This is a genomic window from Kitasatospora sp. NPDC001664, from assembly GCF_053596675.1.
The window spans coordinates 151,779-169,038 of the sequence record NZ_JBSFGS010000018.1; the positions used below are offsets into that span (position 1 = coordinate 151,779).

At 72.3% G+C, this 17,260-nt stretch carries 14 protein-coding genes; 7 read left to right on the forward strand and 7 right to left on the reverse strand.

Translation table 11 applies throughout. The features are described from left to right. Positions 1-161: 161 nt before the first annotated feature. The 4 genes from ACWCYY_RS25150 (at position 162) to ACWCYY_RS25165 (ending at position 4,124) form a co-directional block, all read left to right on the forward strand. Positions 162-977 (forward strand): ABC transporter ATP-binding protein, encoded by an 816-nt coding sequence (locus ACWCYY_RS25150; RefSeq protein ID WP_449797313.1) that lies wholly within the window; start codon positions 162-164, stop codon positions 975-977. Continuing rightward, the gene (locus ACWCYY_RS25155) at positions 977-1,858 is read left to right on the forward strand and encodes a branched-chain amino acid ABC transporter permease (protein WP_345287816.1); all 882 of its coding nucleotides are present in this window, start codon (positions 977-979) and stop codon (positions 1,856-1,858) included. The genes ACWCYY_RS25150 and ACWCYY_RS25155 overlap by 1 nt, the downstream gene beginning before the upstream one ends. A 74-nt stretch (positions 1,859-1,932) precedes the next feature. After that, entirely contained in the window at positions 1,933-3,087 is a 1,155-nt protein-coding gene (locus tag ACWCYY_RS25160) for a branched-chain amino acid ABC transporter permease (protein ID WP_380149642.1), read from the forward strand. Further along, positions 3,084-4,124 carry an alpha/beta fold hydrolase gene (locus tag ACWCYY_RS25165; protein WP_449797314.1) on the forward strand — a complete coding sequence of 347 codons (1,041 nt, stop codon included), beginning with the start codon at positions 3,084-3,086 and terminating at the stop codon, positions 4,122-4,124. Before ACWCYY_RS25160 ends, ACWCYY_RS25165 begins: the two co-directional genes overlap by 4 nt. A 110-nt stretch (positions 4,125-4,234) precedes the next feature. Here the strand turns inward: ACWCYY_RS25165 and ACWCYY_RS25170 are convergent, their stop codons facing one another. Both ACWCYY_RS25170 and ACWCYY_RS25175 read right to left on the reverse strand, forming a co-directional pair. Continuing rightward, a complete protein-coding gene (locus ACWCYY_RS25170; RefSeq protein WP_345287820.1) occupies positions 4,235-5,509 on the reverse strand; it encodes a polysaccharide deacetylase family protein in 1,275 nt (424 codons plus the stop codon). 263 nt (positions 5,510-5,772) lie between these two features. Beyond that, on the reverse strand, positions 5,773-6,372 hold the full coding sequence (locus ACWCYY_RS25175; protein WP_345287822.1) for a DedA family protein: 600 nt from the start codon (positions 6,370-6,372) through the stop codon (positions 5,773-5,775). A gap of 650 nt (positions 6,373-7,022) precedes the next feature. On the opposite strand from ACWCYY_RS25175, the gene ACWCYY_RS25180 reads away from it, so the two are divergent. Next, on the forward strand, positions 7,023-8,138 hold the full coding sequence (locus ACWCYY_RS25180; protein ID WP_449797315.1) for an LLM class flavin-dependent oxidoreductase: 1,116 nt from the start codon (positions 7,023-7,025) through the stop codon (positions 8,136-8,138). A gap of 117 nt (positions 8,139-8,255) precedes the next feature. Here ACWCYY_RS25180 and ACWCYY_RS25185 read toward each other — a convergent pair whose 3' ends face one another. Both ACWCYY_RS25185 and ACWCYY_RS25190 read right to left on the reverse strand, forming a co-directional pair. Beyond that, the gene (locus ACWCYY_RS25185; protein ID WP_449797316.1) at positions 8,256-10,265 is read right to left on the reverse strand and encodes a putative bifunctional diguanylate cyclase/phosphodiesterase; all 2,010 of its coding nucleotides are present in this window, start codon (positions 10,263-10,265) and stop codon (positions 8,256-8,258) included. Between the two features lie 446 nt (positions 10,266-10,711). Continuing rightward, positions 10,712-11,137 carry an OsmC family protein gene (locus ACWCYY_RS25190; protein ID WP_449797317.1) on the reverse strand — a complete coding sequence of 142 codons (426 nt, stop codon included), beginning with the start codon at positions 11,135-11,137 and terminating at the stop codon, positions 10,712-10,714. A gap of 213 nt (positions 11,138-11,350) precedes the next feature. Between ACWCYY_RS25190 and ACWCYY_RS25195 the strand changes: the two genes are divergently transcribed. Both ACWCYY_RS25195 and lepB read left to right on the forward strand, forming a co-directional pair. After that, complete coding sequence (locus tag ACWCYY_RS25195; RefSeq protein WP_345287829.1) at positions 11,351-11,755, forward strand: chorismate mutase; 405 nt, start codon at positions 11,351-11,353, stop codon at positions 11,753-11,755. Between the two features lie 317 nt (positions 11,756-12,072). Beyond that, positions 12,073-12,789: a signal peptidase I gene (gene lepB, locus ACWCYY_RS25200; protein WP_345287831.1), complete on the forward strand. Its 717-nt coding sequence runs from the start codon at positions 12,073-12,075 to the stop codon at positions 12,787-12,789. Between the two features lie 112 nt (positions 12,790-12,901). Here the strand turns inward: lepB and ACWCYY_RS25205 are convergent, their stop codons facing one another. The 3 genes from ACWCYY_RS25205 to ACWCYY_RS25215 all read right to left on the reverse strand — a co-directional run bounded on the left by ACWCYY_RS25205 (position 12,902) and on the right by ACWCYY_RS25215 (position 17,250). Then, positions 12,902-13,549 (reverse strand): DNA alkylation repair protein, encoded by a 648-nt coding sequence (locus tag ACWCYY_RS25205; RefSeq protein WP_449797332.1) that lies wholly within the window; start codon positions 13,547-13,549, stop codon positions 12,902-12,904. A 161-nt stretch (positions 13,550-13,710) separates the two neighbouring features. After that, entirely contained in the window at positions 13,711-14,700 is a 990-nt protein-coding gene (locus ACWCYY_RS25210) for an EamA family transporter (RefSeq protein WP_449797333.1), read from the reverse strand. Between the two features lie 222 nt (positions 14,701-14,922). Then, on the reverse strand, positions 14,923-17,250 hold the full coding sequence (locus ACWCYY_RS25215) for a transglycosylase domain-containing protein (protein ID WP_449797318.1): 2,328 nt from the start codon (positions 17,248-17,250) through the stop codon (positions 14,923-14,925). Positions 17,251-17,260: the final 10 nt, after the last annotated feature.

Genomic DNA, 17,260 nt, shown 5'->3' on the forward strand with positions numbered 1-17,260 from the left:
CCGACTCCCACGGCCCCGCCGCCACGGGTGCTCCTTCCGCCGCTCCTTCTTCCGGTCCTTCTTCCGTTCCTTCCTCTGTGCGCCACCCCTTCTCGTCCTCCTCCCCGGTCTCTCCGTCCGAGGGAGTTGCCACTGTCGAGCCGCTGCTGACAGTCCGGGACTTGCGCGTGGTGATCGACGGTCTTCACATCCTGCACGGGGTGGACTTCGATGTGGCACCCACCGGCGTCACCGCACTGCTCGGGCGCAACGGTGCCGGGAAGACCACTACAGTCAAGGCGGTCATGGGGCTGGTGCCCCGGGCCGGGAGCCTGCTGTTCGCCGGGACCGAACTCGTCAGGCTGCCGACCCATCTGGTGGTCCGTCAGGGAATCGGCTACGCGCCCGAGGACCGGGGCGTCTTCGCGGGGCTGACCGTCGCCGAGAACCTTCGGCTGGCCGAGCGGGACGGTGCCCCGGCGTACGACCTGGTCCACGAGCTCTTTCCTGAACTGAAGCGACGGGCCGGGCAGTTGGCCGGGACGTTGTCCGGCGGCCAGCAGCAGATGGTGGCGATCGGGCGGACCCTGCTGAACGGCAACCGGTTGATCATCGCCGACGAGCCCACCAAGGGCCTGGCGCCGAAGATCGTGGCTGAGGTGGCGGAGGTGCTGGAGCGGGCCGCCGCGACCGTGCCCGTCCTGCTGGTCGAACAGAACCTCGCCCTGGTCCGCCGCCTGGCCGGCACCTGTGCGGTGCTGGCCGACGGACGCACCGCCCACCAGGGCTCCACCGCCGAGCTGTTGGCCGACGAGGAGGCCGCCCGACGACTGCTCGGAGTCGGCCGCCCGACACCCGCCCGGACCGCTCCCTCCTCGGCGCCCGCGCCGTCGGCTCCCTCCCCGACGCCCGGTCGGTCATCCTCCGAGGTGGCCCCGCCGCCGGCCTCGGCGGCGGCCCCCGCTCCTGCTCCTGTCACCACGGAGGTGGCTCCCTGATGGACACCGTCGTCCTCCTCACCTGCACCGGCCTGGGGCTGGGTGCGCTGTACTTCCTGGTGGCCTCCGGTCTCTCACTGATCTTCGGGCTGATGGACGTGCTCAACTTCGCCCACGGGGCGCTGCTCTCGGTCGGTGCGTACGCCACCTGGTGGGCCGGCACCGAGGGCGGGATGAGCTTCTGGTTGGCGGTGGTCTTCGGCACGGTGGTCGGCACGGTCGCGGCCGTGCTGCTGGAGCTGCTGTTGATCCGTCCTCTCTACAGCCGGCCGCGGGACCAGATCCTGGCCACTGTCGGCGTGGGCCTTGCGGTGCCCGCACTGCTGATGGGCATCTGGGGTGCAGACGCCCGGCCCTTCCCCCAACCCGCCGCGCTCTCGGGCACGGTGGGGCTGTTCGGTGCGATCGTCCCGGTCAATCGCTTCGTCCTGCTCGCGGCGGCCGTCCTGGTCCTGGTGGCACTGCGCCTCTTCCTCGGCCGCACCAGGTACGGGCTGGTGGTCCGAGCCGGGGTGGAGGACCGTGCGATGGTCACGGCCCTCGGAATCGACGTCCGCAGGGCGTTCACCCTGGTCTTCGCCATCGGAGGAGCGGCCGCCGCCCTGGGCGGCGCGCTCAGCGGCCTCTACTTCGGCTCCGTCCACCCCGGCCAGGGGACCAGCCTGCTCGTCTTCGCCTTCGTCGTGGTGGTGATGGGCGGCATGGGCTCCGTCACCGGAGCGGCACTGGCCTCCGTCGCGGTCGGTCTCGTCCAGCAGTTCGCCAACTACGCTGCGTCCGCCGGGCTCGGTGCCGCCGGACTCGGCGACCTCTCGGTCGTCGTCCTACTGGCCGTCCTGCTCCTCGTCCGGCCGCGCGGACTCACCGGGAGGCTCGCGTGAGCACGAACACCTCAACCACGAGCACCAGTGGTACCGCTGACGCCAAGTCTGCTCCCGGTGCCGCGGATCGCACCATCCCTCGAACAGGTGAATCAATCCGCAAGGCCTCGACAGCTCCGGGGAGACGCGCCCTACGCTGGTGGCCGATCGCTCCGCTGATCCTGTTCCTTGTCGCCCCATACAGTGTGCTTCCCGTTCCGGGGCTCCTCGACGGCCCGCTCGGCAGCCCCGGAAGTCTTCAACTGATAGCCCTGTGCCTGGTCTACGGGGCCCTGGCCACCGGCTACGACCTCCTGCTCGGCCGCACCGGTCTGCTCTCCTTCGGCCACGCCCTCTACTTCGCCGCCGGTCTGTACGGGACCGACCTCGGCATGCTGGAGCTCCAACTCCCCTTCGCCGCCGCCGCGCTGTTCGGTGTCGGGTGCAGCGTCAGCCTGGCGCTGCTGCTCGGCTCGGTCAGCCTCCGGGTGACCGGCATCGGCTTCTCGATGGTGACCCTCGCGTTCGCCCAGGCCGGCTCGATCCTGGTCCAGCGCAACCCCGGCGGGGTCACCGGAGGAGAGGAGGGCCGGGCCGCCCCGGTCGAGCTCCTCCCTGACGCCCTGGTCGGGATCGAGAACACCGCCAACCTCTACTGGATAGCCCTCGGGTACCTGGTGCTCACGCTCGCGGTGGTGCACTGGACCGTCAACTCCCCGACCGGACGGGTCTGGGAGGGCATCAAGGAGAACGAACGCCGGGTCGAGGTGCTCGGCCTGCGACCCTACGGCTTCAAGCTGGTCGCCTTCGTCATCGCCGGCGGCCTGGCGGGGCTGGGCGGAGTGGTCTACCTGCTGCTCACCGGAGGGGCCACCCCGCAGGCCGCCAGCTCCGACGCCACGCTCGCCCTGCTGGTCATGGTGGTGCTCGGCGGATCCGGCAGCCGATGGGGCCCGCTGCTCGGTGGCGTCCTCTACACCTGGGCGGGGCACCGTCTCGGCGACCTGGCCAACTCCTCCGCCATCGCCGACCTTCCGGCGGTGCTCCGGGTGCCGCTCTCGCAACCGCTCTTCCTGCTCGGTGCCCTGTTCGTCGCCGTGGTCTACCTGCTGCCCGGCGGCCTCGCCAGGCTGCCCGCCCGGATCCGCACCGCCCGCGCCGGGACCTCCCGGCGGGACACTCCCCGTGCGGGCTCCATCGAGGTCGGGGCCACCACCCCGGCCCGCTCCCCGGAAGGTGACCCCGCATGAGCTCCGATCCCACCGACCGCGCCCGACCGGCCGTCCAGGCAGGCTCCGACGGCCCGGACGGGCCCGCCCGGGGCCTCGGCCGGACCGGTGCGGCCGCAGACGAGCCGGCCCTCCACCAGGACCTCGCGGGGCGGCGAGAGTCGGCGGACCTCGCACCCGAGGAGCTGACCGTCCCCGTGCCGGGCGGTGAACTGACGCTCCTCCGCTGGCCGGCCACCGACCCGGCCGCAGGACCCGACGCTCCGACCGTGCTGGCGGTGCACGGAATCACGGCCAACGCCCTCGCCTGGAGCGAGGTGGCACGCCAACTCGCGGGCCGGGCCACCCTGGTGGCACCCGATCTGCGGGGCCGGGCCGGCAGCCGCACGGTCGCCGGGCCGTACGGCCTGGCCAGGCACGCCGACGACCTGGCCGTGCTGGCCGGCGTCCTCGGGCTCGGCCGGGTGCGGTTGGTGGGCCACTCGATGGGCGCCTGGGCCAGCGCCCTGGCCGCGGTCCGCCACCCCGAACTGGTGGACTCCCTGGTGCTGGTGGACGGGGCGGTCAGCTTCCCGCTGCCGCCCGGGGTGAGCGAGGACGACGCCCTGGCCGCCGTACTCGGTCCGGCTCTGGCGCGGCTGGACATGACCTTCGAGAGCCGGGACGCGTACCGGGCGTTCTGGCAGCGGCACCCCGCCTTCGCCGGGGAGTGGCGTGCGGCGCTGGACGAGTACACCCAGCGCGACCTGGTCGGCGAGGAGCCCGAACTGCGCTCCTCCTGTGTACCGGAGGCCGTCCACCAGGACGGGCGGGAGGTCCTGCTGGACAAGGACGCGGCCACCGCGATCCACCGGCTGACCTGCCGGGCCGAACTGCTCTGGGCGGAGCGCGGCCTGATGAACGAGCCGCAGGGCCTGTACGACGCAGCCCGGATCGAGCACGCGGGCTTGGACCGTGAGCGGGTCACCGCGACGGCCGTCCCGGACACCAACCACTACACGATCATCGGCGGCCCGGACGGTGCCGCCCGGATCGTCCGCAGCCTGGTAGCGGGCTGACGGTGCGTCGGTGCGGTACCGGCGCCGTCGCGGACGACGTCGGTACCGCACCGGCCAGGGCACGCGTCGCTCGGGACCAGCCGGACAGGACCAGCGGCCGGCCCGGCCGGTCAGGACGAGGGGGTCCCGAGGAAGGCCCCCCAGCCGCCGTCGGGCGCCTTGCCGACCCCCAGGGTGCGCAGCTTCCGCAGCGTGGACTGGTCCTGCACCTCCAGCCAGTCGACCAACTGACGGAACGACACCAGTCGGACGCCGGGCTTGCCCGCGATCGTCTTCATGGTCTCCTCCACCGCGTCCATGTAGATGCCCCCGTTCCACTGCTCGAAGTGGTTCCCGATGAAGAGCGGTGCCCGATTGCCGTTGTAGGCCCGGTCGAACCCGGCCAGGTAGGCGTCCCTGGCCTGGGTCCGCCACTCGCCGTACTTCGAGGGGTCGCCCTTGGTGCTGCCGCCGGACTGGTTGGCGAGGATGTTGTAGTCCATCGAGAGCACCTGGAACCCGTGCCCGGGGAAGGGGACGGACTGCAGCGGGAAGTCCCAGATCTTGCCGTCCTGCACCTTCTGCGGCCAGATCTGCAGCCCGCCCGGTGAACTGGCGTCGTACTTCCAGCCCATCTTGACCGCGGTGGGCAGCAGCGCCTTCTGCCCCTCCAAGCACGGGGTCCGGGCCCCGATCAGCTCCTTCCGGTAGTCGAAGGGGAGCGGATCGACGTCCGTGAAGCCGGTGTTGGTGCGCCACTGGGTCACGAAGGAGATCGCCTGGTCGATCTCGCTCTGCCAGTCCTCGGGGGTCCACTTGTTGACACCGTTGCCGTCCGAGCGGGTGGAGCAGAAGTGCCCGTTGAAGTGGGTGCCGATCTCGTGGCCGGCGGTCCACGCCTGGCTGATGAGCTTGAGGGTGCTCTTCACCGCGCCGTCGGAGAGGAAGGGGATGTCGGAGGCACCGACGGAGTGCTTCGGCGGGTGGTAGAGGTTCGCCTTCTCCTTCGGGAGGGCGTAGATCCCGGAGAGGAAGAAGGTCATGGTGGCCTTGTACTGCTCGGCCAGCTTCAGGAAGCGCGGGAACTGGCCGTCCTCGGTGCCGCCCGCGCCGTCCCAGGAGAAGACCACGAACTGCGGAGGCTGCTCACCGGGCTTGAGCTTCTCCGGCTTCGGCTGGTTGGGCTGGGCGCCCGTGTCCACGTTGGAACCGTCCCCGATCGGGGTGCCCTTGACGGTGGGCTTGGCCGAAGTGCCGCTCGAGGAGCCGCCGTCCGGGCTCGCACTGCCGCTCCCACCGGTGCCGCCCGAGCTGCTCCCGCCGCTGCTGCCGCAAGCTGCCACCGCGCCGAGCGCGGCGGTTGCGGCGGTGGCACTGAGCACGGTCCTGCGCGAGATGCTGCCCATGGTCTCCCCAGCCGTAGTGCATCCGACCGTCCGACAGGAAAAATCGGATATTGATGGATATATCTGCGCCAGCATGTCACGAGGTGGGGTGGGTATTGCAACGCCCCTTGTGCTGCTCATCACGCAGTACAAGGGGCGTCGGGCTCCGGGGCGGGAGCTTTGTTGCAGTCTTGGGACAGAGCGTCAGATCGGTGCCGCGCCAAAAGGGTCGGTGCGGACGGGCTCGGTGCGTTGACGCGTCTGGCGGGGGCCGCGCGGCCGGGTCAGGTGAGTGCGAGCTCGCGCCGGCGGCGGCGGACGAGGCGGGCGACGGTGGTGCTTATCGCGGTGGCCGCGAAGCAGGAGACCGCCAGGCTCAGCCAGTCGGTGTTGAACCAGTGGCTGTTCAGCCAGCCCAGGCTGACGATGTAGCTGGCCCAGACCAGGGCCGCCAGTGCGGAGAGGCGCAGGAACCGGCGACTGGAGTCGGCGGAGTGACCCACCGCCAGGTCGAGGATGGTCCGCCCGGCGGGGACGAAGCGGGCGACGATCACCAGGAGCGCCGCGGTCCGGCCGGTCTGACCGGTCAGGTACTGCTGCAGCCGCGCGACGCTGGCGGCCAGTTCGGGCCGGTGGTCGAGACGGCGCTGCACGGCGGGCGATCCGCGACGGGCCAGATTGAGCAGCACCAGGTCGCCGAGGAAGGAGGCGATGGCCACACCGGCCGCCAGCAACAGCGGGGCACCGTCCATCTCCGAGGTGTTGAGCACCGCGAGGATCACCAGCGTGCCGCTGGGGATGAAGGGGAGGAAGGCGTCACCGAGTACGGCGAAGAGCGCGAGTGCGCAGATCCATACCGGTCCTACTACCGCTGCGGCATCCAAGGCGAAGCTCCCTGTCCAGTCGCCTGGAGGGGCGTCCAGGTGGCTACGGAGTCAACGCTAGCGGGTAGACGTTTCATGTCCTGAAGCACCCCCTTGTGTCACGTGCCACAGGGTCGCCCCCGGAGTCGCCGCGAGGTGCGTTCCGGCCCGGACGGGGCTGCGGCCGACCTGACGTTGTGCCAGTGGGTGGGGCGCGCCCGGAATGGCGCAAGCCCCTGAGGCGGGGTGCCGCTCCAGGGGCTCGCGGGGGTCCAGCGGGACTGGTCCAGTCCGCCGACCTTGCAGGTGGGGTGCGGTGGGTGATTCCCCTCCGTCACTGATCGGTAGCCTGCCGCATTCGCCCGGTGCGGCGCGAGTCCTGCGCCTGGCGACTTCCGGCGGTGGCGGCAAGCCGCCAAGGCGGAACGGTCCCCGCCGGATCAGCGGCTCGCGGGCGATCGCGGAAGGCCTTTCCCGCACCGGTTCGTCGGCGCACGGAGCAGCTGGACTGTGTCAGCTCGCCCGCCGCAGTCCGTGGGCTCACCAGGCACGTTCCGCCCGGTCCGTCACATCGAACCGCGAGAGGGAACAGACTGAGCTCGAGGCCGGTTGTCTGAGCCCGAACCACGGCGGTGCCAGGAGCACCAGGACGTCAGCACGAGGAGACCGGCATGACCTTCGAGGACGAGCAGCGGACCGACCCGTCGGACAGCGCAACGGCCACCGGGCCCGTTGTCGACACCGCCGCCGATCCCGTCCGCGGGATCGCGCGGGGCAGTGCCCCGGCCCCGCTCTCCGTCCTCGACCTGGCCACCATCGGCAGCGGATACTCCCCGGGCCAGGCCCTCGCCACCACCACCGCGCTGGCCCAGCAGGCGGAGCGGCTGGGCTACCACCGCTTCTGGGTGGCCGAGCACCACGGAATGCCCGGAGTCGCCAGCTCCACCCCCGCCGTCCTGCTCGCCCACCTCGGGGCGCACACCACCACCCTCCGCCTCGGCTCCGGAGGGGTGATGCTGCCGAACCACGCCCCGCTCTCCGTCGCCGAGCAGTTCGGCATGCTGGAGGCGCTCCACCCGGGCCGGATCGACCTCGGCCTCGGTCGGGCCCCGGGCACCGACATGGCCACCGCCAGGGCGCTGCGGCGCGGCACCGAGGAGGGCCCGGACGACTTCCCGCACCAGCTCTCCGAGTTGACGCACTTCCTGGACGGCGACTTCCCCACCGGCCACCCCTACGCCAGGCTCACCGCCGTCCCGCGCGGCGACGCCCGCCCGCCGGTCTGGCTGCTCGGTTCCTCCGGATTCAGCGCCCAACTGGCCGGCCGCCTCGGCCTCCCGTTCGCCTTCGCCCACCACTTCAGCGCGGCCAACACGGTGCCCGCGCTCGACCTCTACCGCAGCTCCTTCCGTCCGTCGTCGGTGCTCGACGAGCCCTACGCGCTGATCGGGGTCAACGCGGTGGCGGCGGAGGAGCCCGGCCAGGCCCTGCGGCTGGCCCGCTCCTCCGGGCTGGCCATGCTCCGGCTCCGCAAGGGAACCCCCGGCCTGATCCCCTCCCCGGAGGAGGCCGAGGCGTACCCCTACTCCGCGGCCGAGGAGGACTTCCTGGACGGCTGGCTCGCCAACCTGGTCGTCGGCGGGCCGGGCGAGGTCGCCGACGGTCTGGAACAACTGCGCAAGCGGACCGGTGCCGACGAGCTGATGGTGACCTCCCACATCCACGGCCACGAGAACCGGCTCAACTCCTACCGGCTCATCGCCGAGGCGTACGGGCTCACCGGCTGACGGCTGACCGTTGGCCGGCTGACGGATGCTCAGGTCGGATGGACCGCTGGCAAGGGGGTTCGTCGAGGTCCACCCGGTGGTCCGGGCGGGCAGGTGCGGGCACGGGCAGGCTCGGCGTCAGGCGGTGCGGGCACGGTCCTCGCGCAGTATGGCGGCGACCCGCTCGGCCTCGCCGGGGCGGGCGAAGTACCAGCCCTGGGCGGTGTCGCACCCGGTGATGCGTAGGCGCTCGGCCTGGGAGGCGTTCTCGATGCCCTCGGCGGTCACGGTGAGGCCGAGGGCGTGGGCCAGCTGCACCATCGCCCCGACGATCTGCTCGTCCGCGTCGGTGCGGCGGGAGCGGTTGTCCGGGCGGCCGCCCGGGCCCGGCTCACGGAAGCCCGCGATGAAGCTGCCGTCCAGCTTGAGGACGTGCACCGGCAGTCGGGAGAGGTAGGCGAGGTTGGAGTAGCCGGTGCCGAAGTCGTCGATCGCGATCCGCACGCCCATGTCGGCGAGTGCCTGGAGGGCCTGGACCGGGCGGCCGCCGGGGCCCAGCACCGCGCTCTCGGTGATCTCCAGCTGGAGCAGGCGGGCCGGCAGGCCGGTGGTCTCCAGCGCCTTGGCGACGTCGGCCACCACGTCCGAGTCCCAGATCTGACGGGCCGCCAGATTGACGCTGACGAAGGTCTCGGTGTCGGGGAACTCGGTGAGCCAGCGCTTGGCCTGGCGGCACGACTCCTCCAGCACCCACTTCCCGAGCGGCACGATCGCGCCGGACTCCTCGGCCAGCGGGATGAAGCGGTCCGGGGAGATGGTGCCGTACCGGGGGTGGCGCCAGCGGACCAAGGCCTCGGCGCCGTGCACCGTCCCGTCGGCCAGCCCGACCAGCGGCTGGTACTCGACGGCGAACTCGCCCCGCTCCAGCGCCGGCCGCAGCGCGGTGGCTAGCCGCTGCCGGCTCAGTTGGTAGGCGCCCCGGGCCGGGTCGTAGAGCGTCCAGCGGGCCCGGCCGTCCGACTTCGACCAGTACAGCGTCGCGTCGGCGTCCTTCAGCAGGTCGGTCGGGGTGGTCTCGCGGACCTGACGCTCCACCACGCCGACGCTCGCGGTCACCGCCAACTGCTGGCCCGCCACGTCGAAGGGCTCCTCCAGCGTCTTGATCAGGTCCGCTGCGAGTGCGGTGAGCTGCTCGCTCCCTGCGCTGTCGCAGACCAGGACGGCGAACTCGTCGCCGCCGAGCCGGGCCACCAGCCGCCCCTCGCCCCGGGCGAAGCCGCGTTCCAGCCGGGCGGCCACCGCAACCAGGAGCTCGTCCCCGATGTGGTGGCCGAGCGTCTCGTTGATCGCGGCGAAGCCGTCCAGGTCGACGTAGCAGAGGCCGACCCGCCGCCCCGGCCCGCCGCCGACAGCTCCCGCAGGCCCTGCCGCCACGGCCGCTCCAGCGACCTCCGCCGCCACGGCCGCTCCCGCAGCGCCGACCCCGGCCCCGGACACGGCGCTCGTCACTGACACGGCGCTGGTCACGGGCACGGCGCCGGTCACGGGCACTGCCCCGGTCACGGCAGCGGGTGCGACGGCGGCTGCCGCCGAGTCGAAGGCCGCGTTCAGCCGCTCGAAGAACAGGGCCCGGTTCGGCAGCCTGGTCAGCGGGTCGTGCAGGGCTTGGTAGGCGAGCTGGTCGCCGAGGAGCCGCTGCTCGGTGACGTCCTCGACCATGGCCAGGGTGTACAGCGGTTCGCCGGAGCCGTTGCGGATCAGCGAGATGGTGACGTTGCTCCAGACCACCCGGCCGTCGCGGTGCTTGAGCTGCTTCTCCACCCGGAGCCGGTCGCGCTCGCCCCGGACCAGCTCCAGGTAGAGACGGCGCGGGGTGTCCTCGGGGTCGATGATCTGGTGGATGTGCGTGTCCACCAGCTCGGGCGCCTCGTACCCGATCATGGCGGCGAAGGCCGGGTTGGCCTCGATGATCAGGTCGTCCGGGCCGACCAGGGCCATCCCGATCCCGGCGTCGGCGAAGGCGGCCCTGAAACGGGACTCGCTGGCCTGGAGGGCGTCGAGCAGTGCGCCGGGGTGCCGGCCCTCACGGCTCAGGGGCGTGGAGCAGACCGGACAACGGCGGTCGGCCCCCTCGTTCCGACCCGGCACGGCATGCTCCCGTCCGCTGCTGACGCTGATCGCACGGCCGGCGCCTCGGTCGACGCTGGGTGGAGAGCATCGGGCCGGGAGCGCGGCACTGCCGTGATCATAGGACGCGCGAAGTTGCGATGACGACCGCCGCGAGGGTGATTCGCCGGGGTTTCGGGACGAGAGAGCTGGTGGACGACGGCGCCCCCGGAACGCACCGTGAGGTGCACTCCGGGGGCGCGTGCGCCGTAGCGCGCTACCAGTTGACGACCCGGCAGGTGGTCGGTGTGCGAAGCGGCAGGCGGAGGTCGGACGGCTGGAAGCCCCGAACGGGACCGGGGCCCAGGGCGGGACCCGTCACGGGGCAGCACGGATCCCGCGTTGAGGCGACCCCGTCGTGCCAGGCGATCCCGCGCTCAGACGACGCCCGCGCTCAGACGACGCCCGCGCTCAGACGACGCCCGCGCTCAGACGACGCTCGCGGTCAGGGTGATGGTGGTGCCGGTCAGGGCCTGGCTCACCGGGCAGTTGGCCTTGGCGTCCTCGGCGGCCTTCACGAAGCCGGCCTCGTCGAGCCCGGGCACCTCGCCGACCACGGTCAGGTGGATGCCGGTGATGCCGGTGCCCGGCTGGAAGGTGACGTCCGCCTGGGTGTCGAGCTTGGTGGGCGGGGTGCCGGCGCCGGTCAGGCCGTGCGAGAGGGCCATCGAGAAGCAGGCGGAGTGGGCGGCGGCGATGAGTTCCTCGGGGCTGGTCTTGCCGTTCGCCTCCTCCGCGCGGGACGGCCAGGAGACGGGGTAGGTGCCGATGCCGGAGGAGGCGAAGGTGGTCTCGCCCTTGCCGTCGACCAGGTTGCCTTCCCAGGCGGTGCGCGCGGTGCGGGTGGTTGCCATGTCAGGTCCTCCATGTGCTGTGGGACTGGTGGTCCGTCAGTTCCGGTCGGTGCGCGCCCAGCCTACGGCGCGCCCGGGCGCCGGTCCGGCAAAGCGGCGGACCCGGCCCGGGTGTGTCCGGATGCCGGACGTCCGGTCGAACGGCCGGGCCCCGGCGGCGCTCTCCCTGTTAGATTGCAAGGCCCAGCCAGCCGACCCCGGAGAGCAACCCCGATGACGGACCTTCCCCTGAACTCCGCCGCAGTTCCCGCAGGTTCCGCGGCTGCCGCCGGTTCCACGGCCGCCACCGGCGCGGCGGCGGACGGCAACGGTGAGGTCTCCGAGGCGGTCCGCGCCGAGCTGGTCGCCCTGCGCGAGAGCATCGACAACATCGACGCCGCAGTTGTCCACATGCTGGCCGAGCGCTTCAAGGCCACCCAGCGGGTCGGCAAGCTGAAGGCCGAGCACCGGCTGCCCCCCGCCGACCCGGCCCGGGAGCGGGCCCAGATCACCCGGCTGCGCGAACTCGCCGAGAGCGCCCACCTCGACCCGGTCTTCGCCGAGAAGTTCCTGAACTTCATCATCGCCGAGGTGATCCGCCACCACGAGGCCATCGCCGGGGAGCCGCAGGCCCGCTGACCGGCCCGGACGCCGTCCGGGAGTTGCCCAGGACGGGCGGTCGGCCCGGCCGCCGGTACGGAACCGTGCCCGCCCTCGGCCCGTCTCCGTAGGGGAGTCCTGGGAGGATTTGCCGTCAACGGCGGCTAAATGTCTGATTTCGCGACAGTTCAGGTGCGGCGTTAGCGTGCTGTTCTCCCCGGACCCTCCGGAAAGGCAGACCGACGATGGCCAGCAGTCAGCACCCGTCGCCTGCCCGCATCACTTTCGCTCTCCCTCCGCAGGCGGCCTGATCAGTGACGATTCCTCAACCCGGCCCGGCAATGGCGCCCGGCCCGGTGACCGACTCCATCCCACCGGGCGACCCCGAGCAGTCGGAGAAGTCCGACCGGCCCGGCCGGTTCCGCGGCCGACGGCGGCTGCCGTGGTGGGCGGAGTTCCCGGCGATGATCGTGCTCGGGCTGGTCATCGCCCTGGGCATCAAGACCTGCCTGTTCCAGGTGTTCTCGATCCCTTCCGGTTCGATGGAGAACACCCTGCGGGTCGGTGACCGGGTGGCGGTCAACAAGCTGGCCCCGCTCCTGGGCTGGGAGCCGAAGGCGGGCGAGCCGGTGGTCTTCAAGGACCCGGGCGGCTGGCTGCCCAAGCCGGTGGCGAGCGGTGGCACCTTCTCCGGCGCGGTAGGCGGCGTGCTGAGCTTCGTCGGTCTGCTGCCGCCGAAGGACGACAACTACCTGGTCAAGCGGGTGATCGCGACCGGCGGCGAGACCGTCGCCTGCAACGGCACCACCCTCACCGTCAACGGCAAGCGGGTCTCCGAGCCGTACCTCTATCCCGGGGACGACTCCTGCGCCGGGATGAACTTCGGTCCGATCACGGTCCCGAAGGGCTACGTCTGGGTCGAGGGCGACCACCGCAGCGACTCCGCGGACTCCCGCTACCACCAGGGAGGCCCGGACGGCGGCGCGGTGCCGGTCGGCAACGTGGTCGGTCCGGCCACGGCCGTGGTCTGGCCGCTCGGCCACGTGGACTGGTTCGGCTGGGCGGGCAGGTAACGGCCGCCAAAAACGGGCAGGGGCGCCTGCCAGCAGGTGCCAGCAGGTGCCAGCGGGGGCCGGCAGGTGCCGGCGGGTGCGCCCGGTGGGTGCGCGGCGGGCCGACGGCGCGTCAGCCCTGGTCGGACTGCCGCCGCACCATCTCGGCGATCCAGACCGGGGCGAACGGAGAGGTGCAGCCGGGGGAGGTCGGGTAGTCCTTGAGCACCTCCAGGCGCTCGCCGATCCCGACCGCGCGCTCGCGGTGCTCGGGATGCTCGATCCCGATCCGGGCCAGGCAGTGGTTCATCGCCCATTGCAGGCGGTCCGGCGCGTCCTTCATCCGGGCCTCGATGACGTCGAGCAGACCGGCCAGGTCGAGGCCCTCGGGACTCCGCGCGACCCGGTCGGCGGTCAGCTCCCATCCGGCGGAGGCGACGACCGGGTCCGGGTCGGCCGACCAGGACACCCGCAGCTCCTCGGCGTACGGGCTCTTCTTCACCACGTTGCCGATCAGCCAGTCCTGGACCTTCGGCGTCCGTGCCTCACGCAGCATCAGGTCGAGCTGCTCCCGTCCGAAGGCCTTCGGACGGCAGATCAGCAGCGCCAGCAGCCGGGCGGCGCCGTCGCCCGTGGCCCACAGCCGGACGGCGAGTTCCTGCTGCGTCTTCAGCCGCTTGGCGATGGCACGCAGCTTGCCCAGGTTCACGCCGTGGTCGTCACCGTGGCGCTCGTTGACCTGACGTGCCTTCGGATCCTCGAGGTCGGCCAGCTCCGCCATGACCCGGGCCACCGCCCCGTCGAGGTCTGCCCCGACCTCAGCTGCCCCGAGCTCAGCTGCCGCGAGCTCAGTCGGCCCGACCGGAGCCGCCCCGTCGGCCGCCGCCCTGCCATCCGCCGTTCCGGTCATCCGAGTCTCCTGTCACGGGCCGTCAGGCCGGGTCACCGCGACGTCAGCCTACGGCGCCGTTCCACCGGGGCGGGCTCCGGCACGGCCGCTTCGGCGGGGCGGCTGGTCTGTGCCGCGAAGGCGCCGGCCAGCACCAGCAGGCCGCCGGCCAGCTGTGCCGGGCCGAGCGTCTCGCCCAGCAGGAACCAGGCGGTGACGGTGGCCACCACCGCCTCCAGGTTGGCCACCACCCCTGCCACCGGCGGGGAGAGGTACTGCACGGAGACCACACCGGTGAGGTACGCGAGCACGGTGGCCACCAGCACCATCCAGGCGGCCGGGAGGAGGGCCGGCAGCACGTGGCCGTTCATGGTGACGTCTCCGCCGAGCAGGCTCCAGTCCGCCGTCCAGGGCCGGGTGAAGACGGTCAGCGCGACGGCGCCGACCAGCAGGCCGAACGCGCTCACCGCCATCGGGTCCACCTGCTCCTTGCCCTGCTTGGCGGCGTCGGCCAGGACGAAGTAGCCCACCTGGCAGCAGGCCGCGCCGAGCCCGAAGAGCACGCCGAGGGTGTCGAAGGCCAGGCCGTGCCAGAACTCGACCACGCAGGCCAGGCCGGTCACGGCGACCCCGGCGCCGATGGTCGCGGCGCGGGAGACCGGCTTGCGCTGGACGAACTTCACGTAGCCGAGCAGCAGCAGCGGCCCCAGGTACTCGATCAGCAGCGCCACGCCGACGGGTATCCGGGATATCGAGGCGAAGTAGCAGGCCTGCACACCGGCCACCGCGAGCAGCCCGAAGCCGATCAGCAGCTTCGGGCGGCGGCGGAAGGCGTCGCGGTGCCGGTACGCGAGCGGGAGCAGCACGACGGCGGCACCGGTGACCCGGAGCCAGACCACGTGCAGCGGTGAGAGCCCGGCCTCGATCAGCGGCTTGGCCGCCGTGCCGGAGCCGCCGAAGGCGACGGCGGAGACGAGGGCGAGGGAGAGCCCGAGAGACCGGGCCGAAGCGCGCCGGGGCCGGCGGAGGGGAGCCTGAGGGATGGAGGGCTGGGGCGATGAGCTGTGCACCGACGCATTCTGTCAGTCGGGCACCACTTCGGTAAGGGCTGTCCACGCCGGACGGTCCTGCCGCCGATCGTGGCCGGCAGGACCGTCCGCCGAGTGGAATCCCTGCTCAGCGCGGGGAGGGGCTTCCCGGGTAAGTCCCAGCCCGGGACGACCCACTCAAGAAGGAGCCCCCAGGGAGGAGCCCCCGGGGAGGGGTTACCCCTGCCCGGTCCCGGAGCGGGTGCCCGCACCGGCCTCCTCCACCGCCCCGTCGCTCAGCGTGGGCTTGGGGGTGGGCGTCGGCTTCGGCGTCGGGGTGGGCGTCGGCTTCGGCGTGGGGGTGGGTGTGGGCTTCGGGGTGGGTGTCGGGGAGGAGGAGGTGGGGTCCTGGGTCGGCGTCGGGTCGGGCCGCCGGGAGGTGGCCGAGGAGGACGGGCTGGACGGGGTGGACGGAGTCGACCGGGTGTCGGACGGCGTCGAGCCGGTGCCGTCCGGGGTGGCCGACGGGGTCGGGGACGCCGTCCCGGCGCCCGAGCCGTAGGAGGAGGAGTCGTCCACGGCGGAGTCGGAGAAGGAGGAGACGGGCTGACCGGCCAGCGCCGACTTCATGTAGGAGGTCCAGATCTGCGCCGGGAACCCGCCGCCCGCCGCGCCGGCCACGCCACCGGTGCCGCTCAGCGAGACCTGCTTGCCGGTGGTCGGGTCCTGTCCGAACATGCCGACCACGGTGACCAGTTCGGGGGTGTACCCGGCGAACCAGATCGAACGGTGGTCGTCGGTGGTCCCGGTCTTGCCCGCAGCCGGTCGGCCGAGCTCCTTGGCCCGGTACCCGGTGCCGCCCGGGTCGCTCACCACGCCCCGGAGCATCGAGGTGACCTGCTGGGCGGTCCGCTCGCTGACGGCCTGGTTGGTCTTGTGCTCGGGCAGGCCGATCCCCTCGCCCCCGTGGTCGAGGGACTGCACCAGCCAGGGGGAGATCTGCCGACCGCCGTTGTCCAGGGCGGCGTAGACCCCGGCCATGTCCATCACGCTGGGCGTCGAGGTGCCGAGCGGGATCGACGGGACGGCGGCGAGGTCGGGGGTGTCGGCCGGGAGGCCGAGTGCCACGGCCGTCTCGCGGACCTTCTCCAGGCCGGTGTCCTGGGCGAGTTGGGTGAAGGCGGAGTTGACCGACCAGTCGGTGGCCTGCTGGAGGGTGATCTGGCCGTAGCTGCGGTCGCCCTCGTTCGGCGCCGCGTACGGGGCGCCCTTGCCGCCGACCACCGGGCGCCGGCTGGTGCCGTCGTAGACCGTGCCGGGGGTGATGGTCCGTCCGGACTGGGTGGACGCGCGGTTCTCCAGCGCGGCGGCGAGCGCGATGGCCTTGAAGGTCGAACCCGCCTGGTAGTCCTGCCGGGTGGCGTTGTCCACCCAGTGCTTGGTGGCGTCGGTGCCGCCGTAGAGGGCGACCACGGCACCGGTCTTCGGGTCGACCGAGACGGCCCCGGCCTGGGCTGCGGCGTCGACCTTGCGGGAGTCCGGCTTGAGCCTGTCGGTCAGCTGCTGCTGGACGGAGTCCTGGAGCGCCTGCTGCTTCTTCGGGTCGATGCTCAGTTTGATCGTGTAGCCGCCCTGGGCCAACTGGGCGTCGGTGACCACGTTGTGGGAGGTGAGGTACTCGGTGGCGGCGTTCACCAGGTAGCCGGCCTGGCCGGAGAGACCGGGGGCGCTCTTGGGGGTCTGGACCTCGGGGAAGGCGGTCGCGGCCCGGTCCTCGGCGGAGAGCCACTTCTCCTGGACCATCGCGTCCAGCACGTAGTTCCACCGGTCGGTGGCCCGCTTCTTGCCGTTCTCGGTGGCGGTGGCCACGTCGTAGGCGCTCGGGGCGTTCAGCAGGGCGGCCAGGTAGGCGCCCTGGGCGGCGTTCAGCTCGGAGGCGTCGACGCCGAAGTACGCCTGGGCGGCGGCCTGGATGCCGTAGGCGCCCCGGCCGTAGTACGAGGTGTTCAGGTAGGCGGCGAGCACGTCGTCCTTGGTCTCGGTGGCGTCCACCTTGACCGCTATGAAGAGCTCCTTCACCTTCCGCGAGACGGTCTGCTTCTGGTTCAGGTAGGCGTTCTTGACGTACTGCTGGGTGATGGTCGAGCCGCCCTGGGTGGAGCCGCCGGTCACGGTGTTCACCGCGGCCCGGAGCATGCCCTTCGGGTTGACCGCGCCCTCGTGGTAGAAGCTCCGGTCCTCGGCGGCCATCGCCGCGTTGCGGGCGGCCTCGGAGATCCTGTCCAGCGGGACGCTCTGCCGGTTGGTCTCGCCGGTCCGGGTCAGCAGGGAGCCGTCCGAGTAGAGCCAGGTGTTGCTCTGACGGGTCGCCTGGGCGTGCGCGTCGGGCACCTGGACCAGGGCCAGGCCGAGCGCGAACAGGCCGACGCCGAGCACGCCGAGGCCGAGGGTGGTGAAGAGCGTGAAGCGCCAGGTGGGGACGAGCCGGCGCCACCCGGTCCGGCGGGGCCGTCGCTTGCCGGTCTGCTGCGGGCGCGGACGGCCGTTCGGGGCGGGGCGGGGCAACGGAAGGGCC

Bases quoted from the DNA above. Each gene is read 5' to 3' on its own strand.
- ACWCYY_RS25155 (WP_345287816.1), top strand. From the start codon at position 977: ATGGACACCGTCGTCCTCCTCACCTGCACCGGCCTGGGGCTGGGTGCG.
- ACWCYY_RS25165 (WP_449797314.1), top strand. From the start codon at position 3,084: ATGAGCTCCGATCCCACCGACCGCGCCCGACCGGCCGTCCAGGCAGGC.
- ACWCYY_RS25170 (WP_345287820.1), bottom strand. From the start codon at position 5,509: ATGGGCAGCATCTCGCGCAGGACCGTGCTCAGTGCCACCGCCGCAACC.
- ACWCYY_RS25180 (WP_449797315.1), top strand. From the start codon at position 7,023: ATGACCTTCGAGGACGAGCAGCGGACCGACCCGTCGGACAGCGCAACG.
- ACWCYY_RS25190 (WP_449797317.1), bottom strand. From the start codon at position 11,137: ATGGCAACCACCCGCACCGCGCGCACCGCCTGGGAAGGCAACCTGGTC.
- ACWCYY_RS25195 (WP_345287829.1), top strand. From the start codon at position 11,351: ATGACGGACCTTCCCCTGAACTCCGCCGCAGTTCCCGCAGGTTCCGCG.
- ACWCYY_RS25205 (WP_449797332.1), bottom strand. From the start codon at position 13,549: ATGGCGGAGCTGGCCGACCTCGAGGATCCGAAGGCACGTCAGGTCAAC.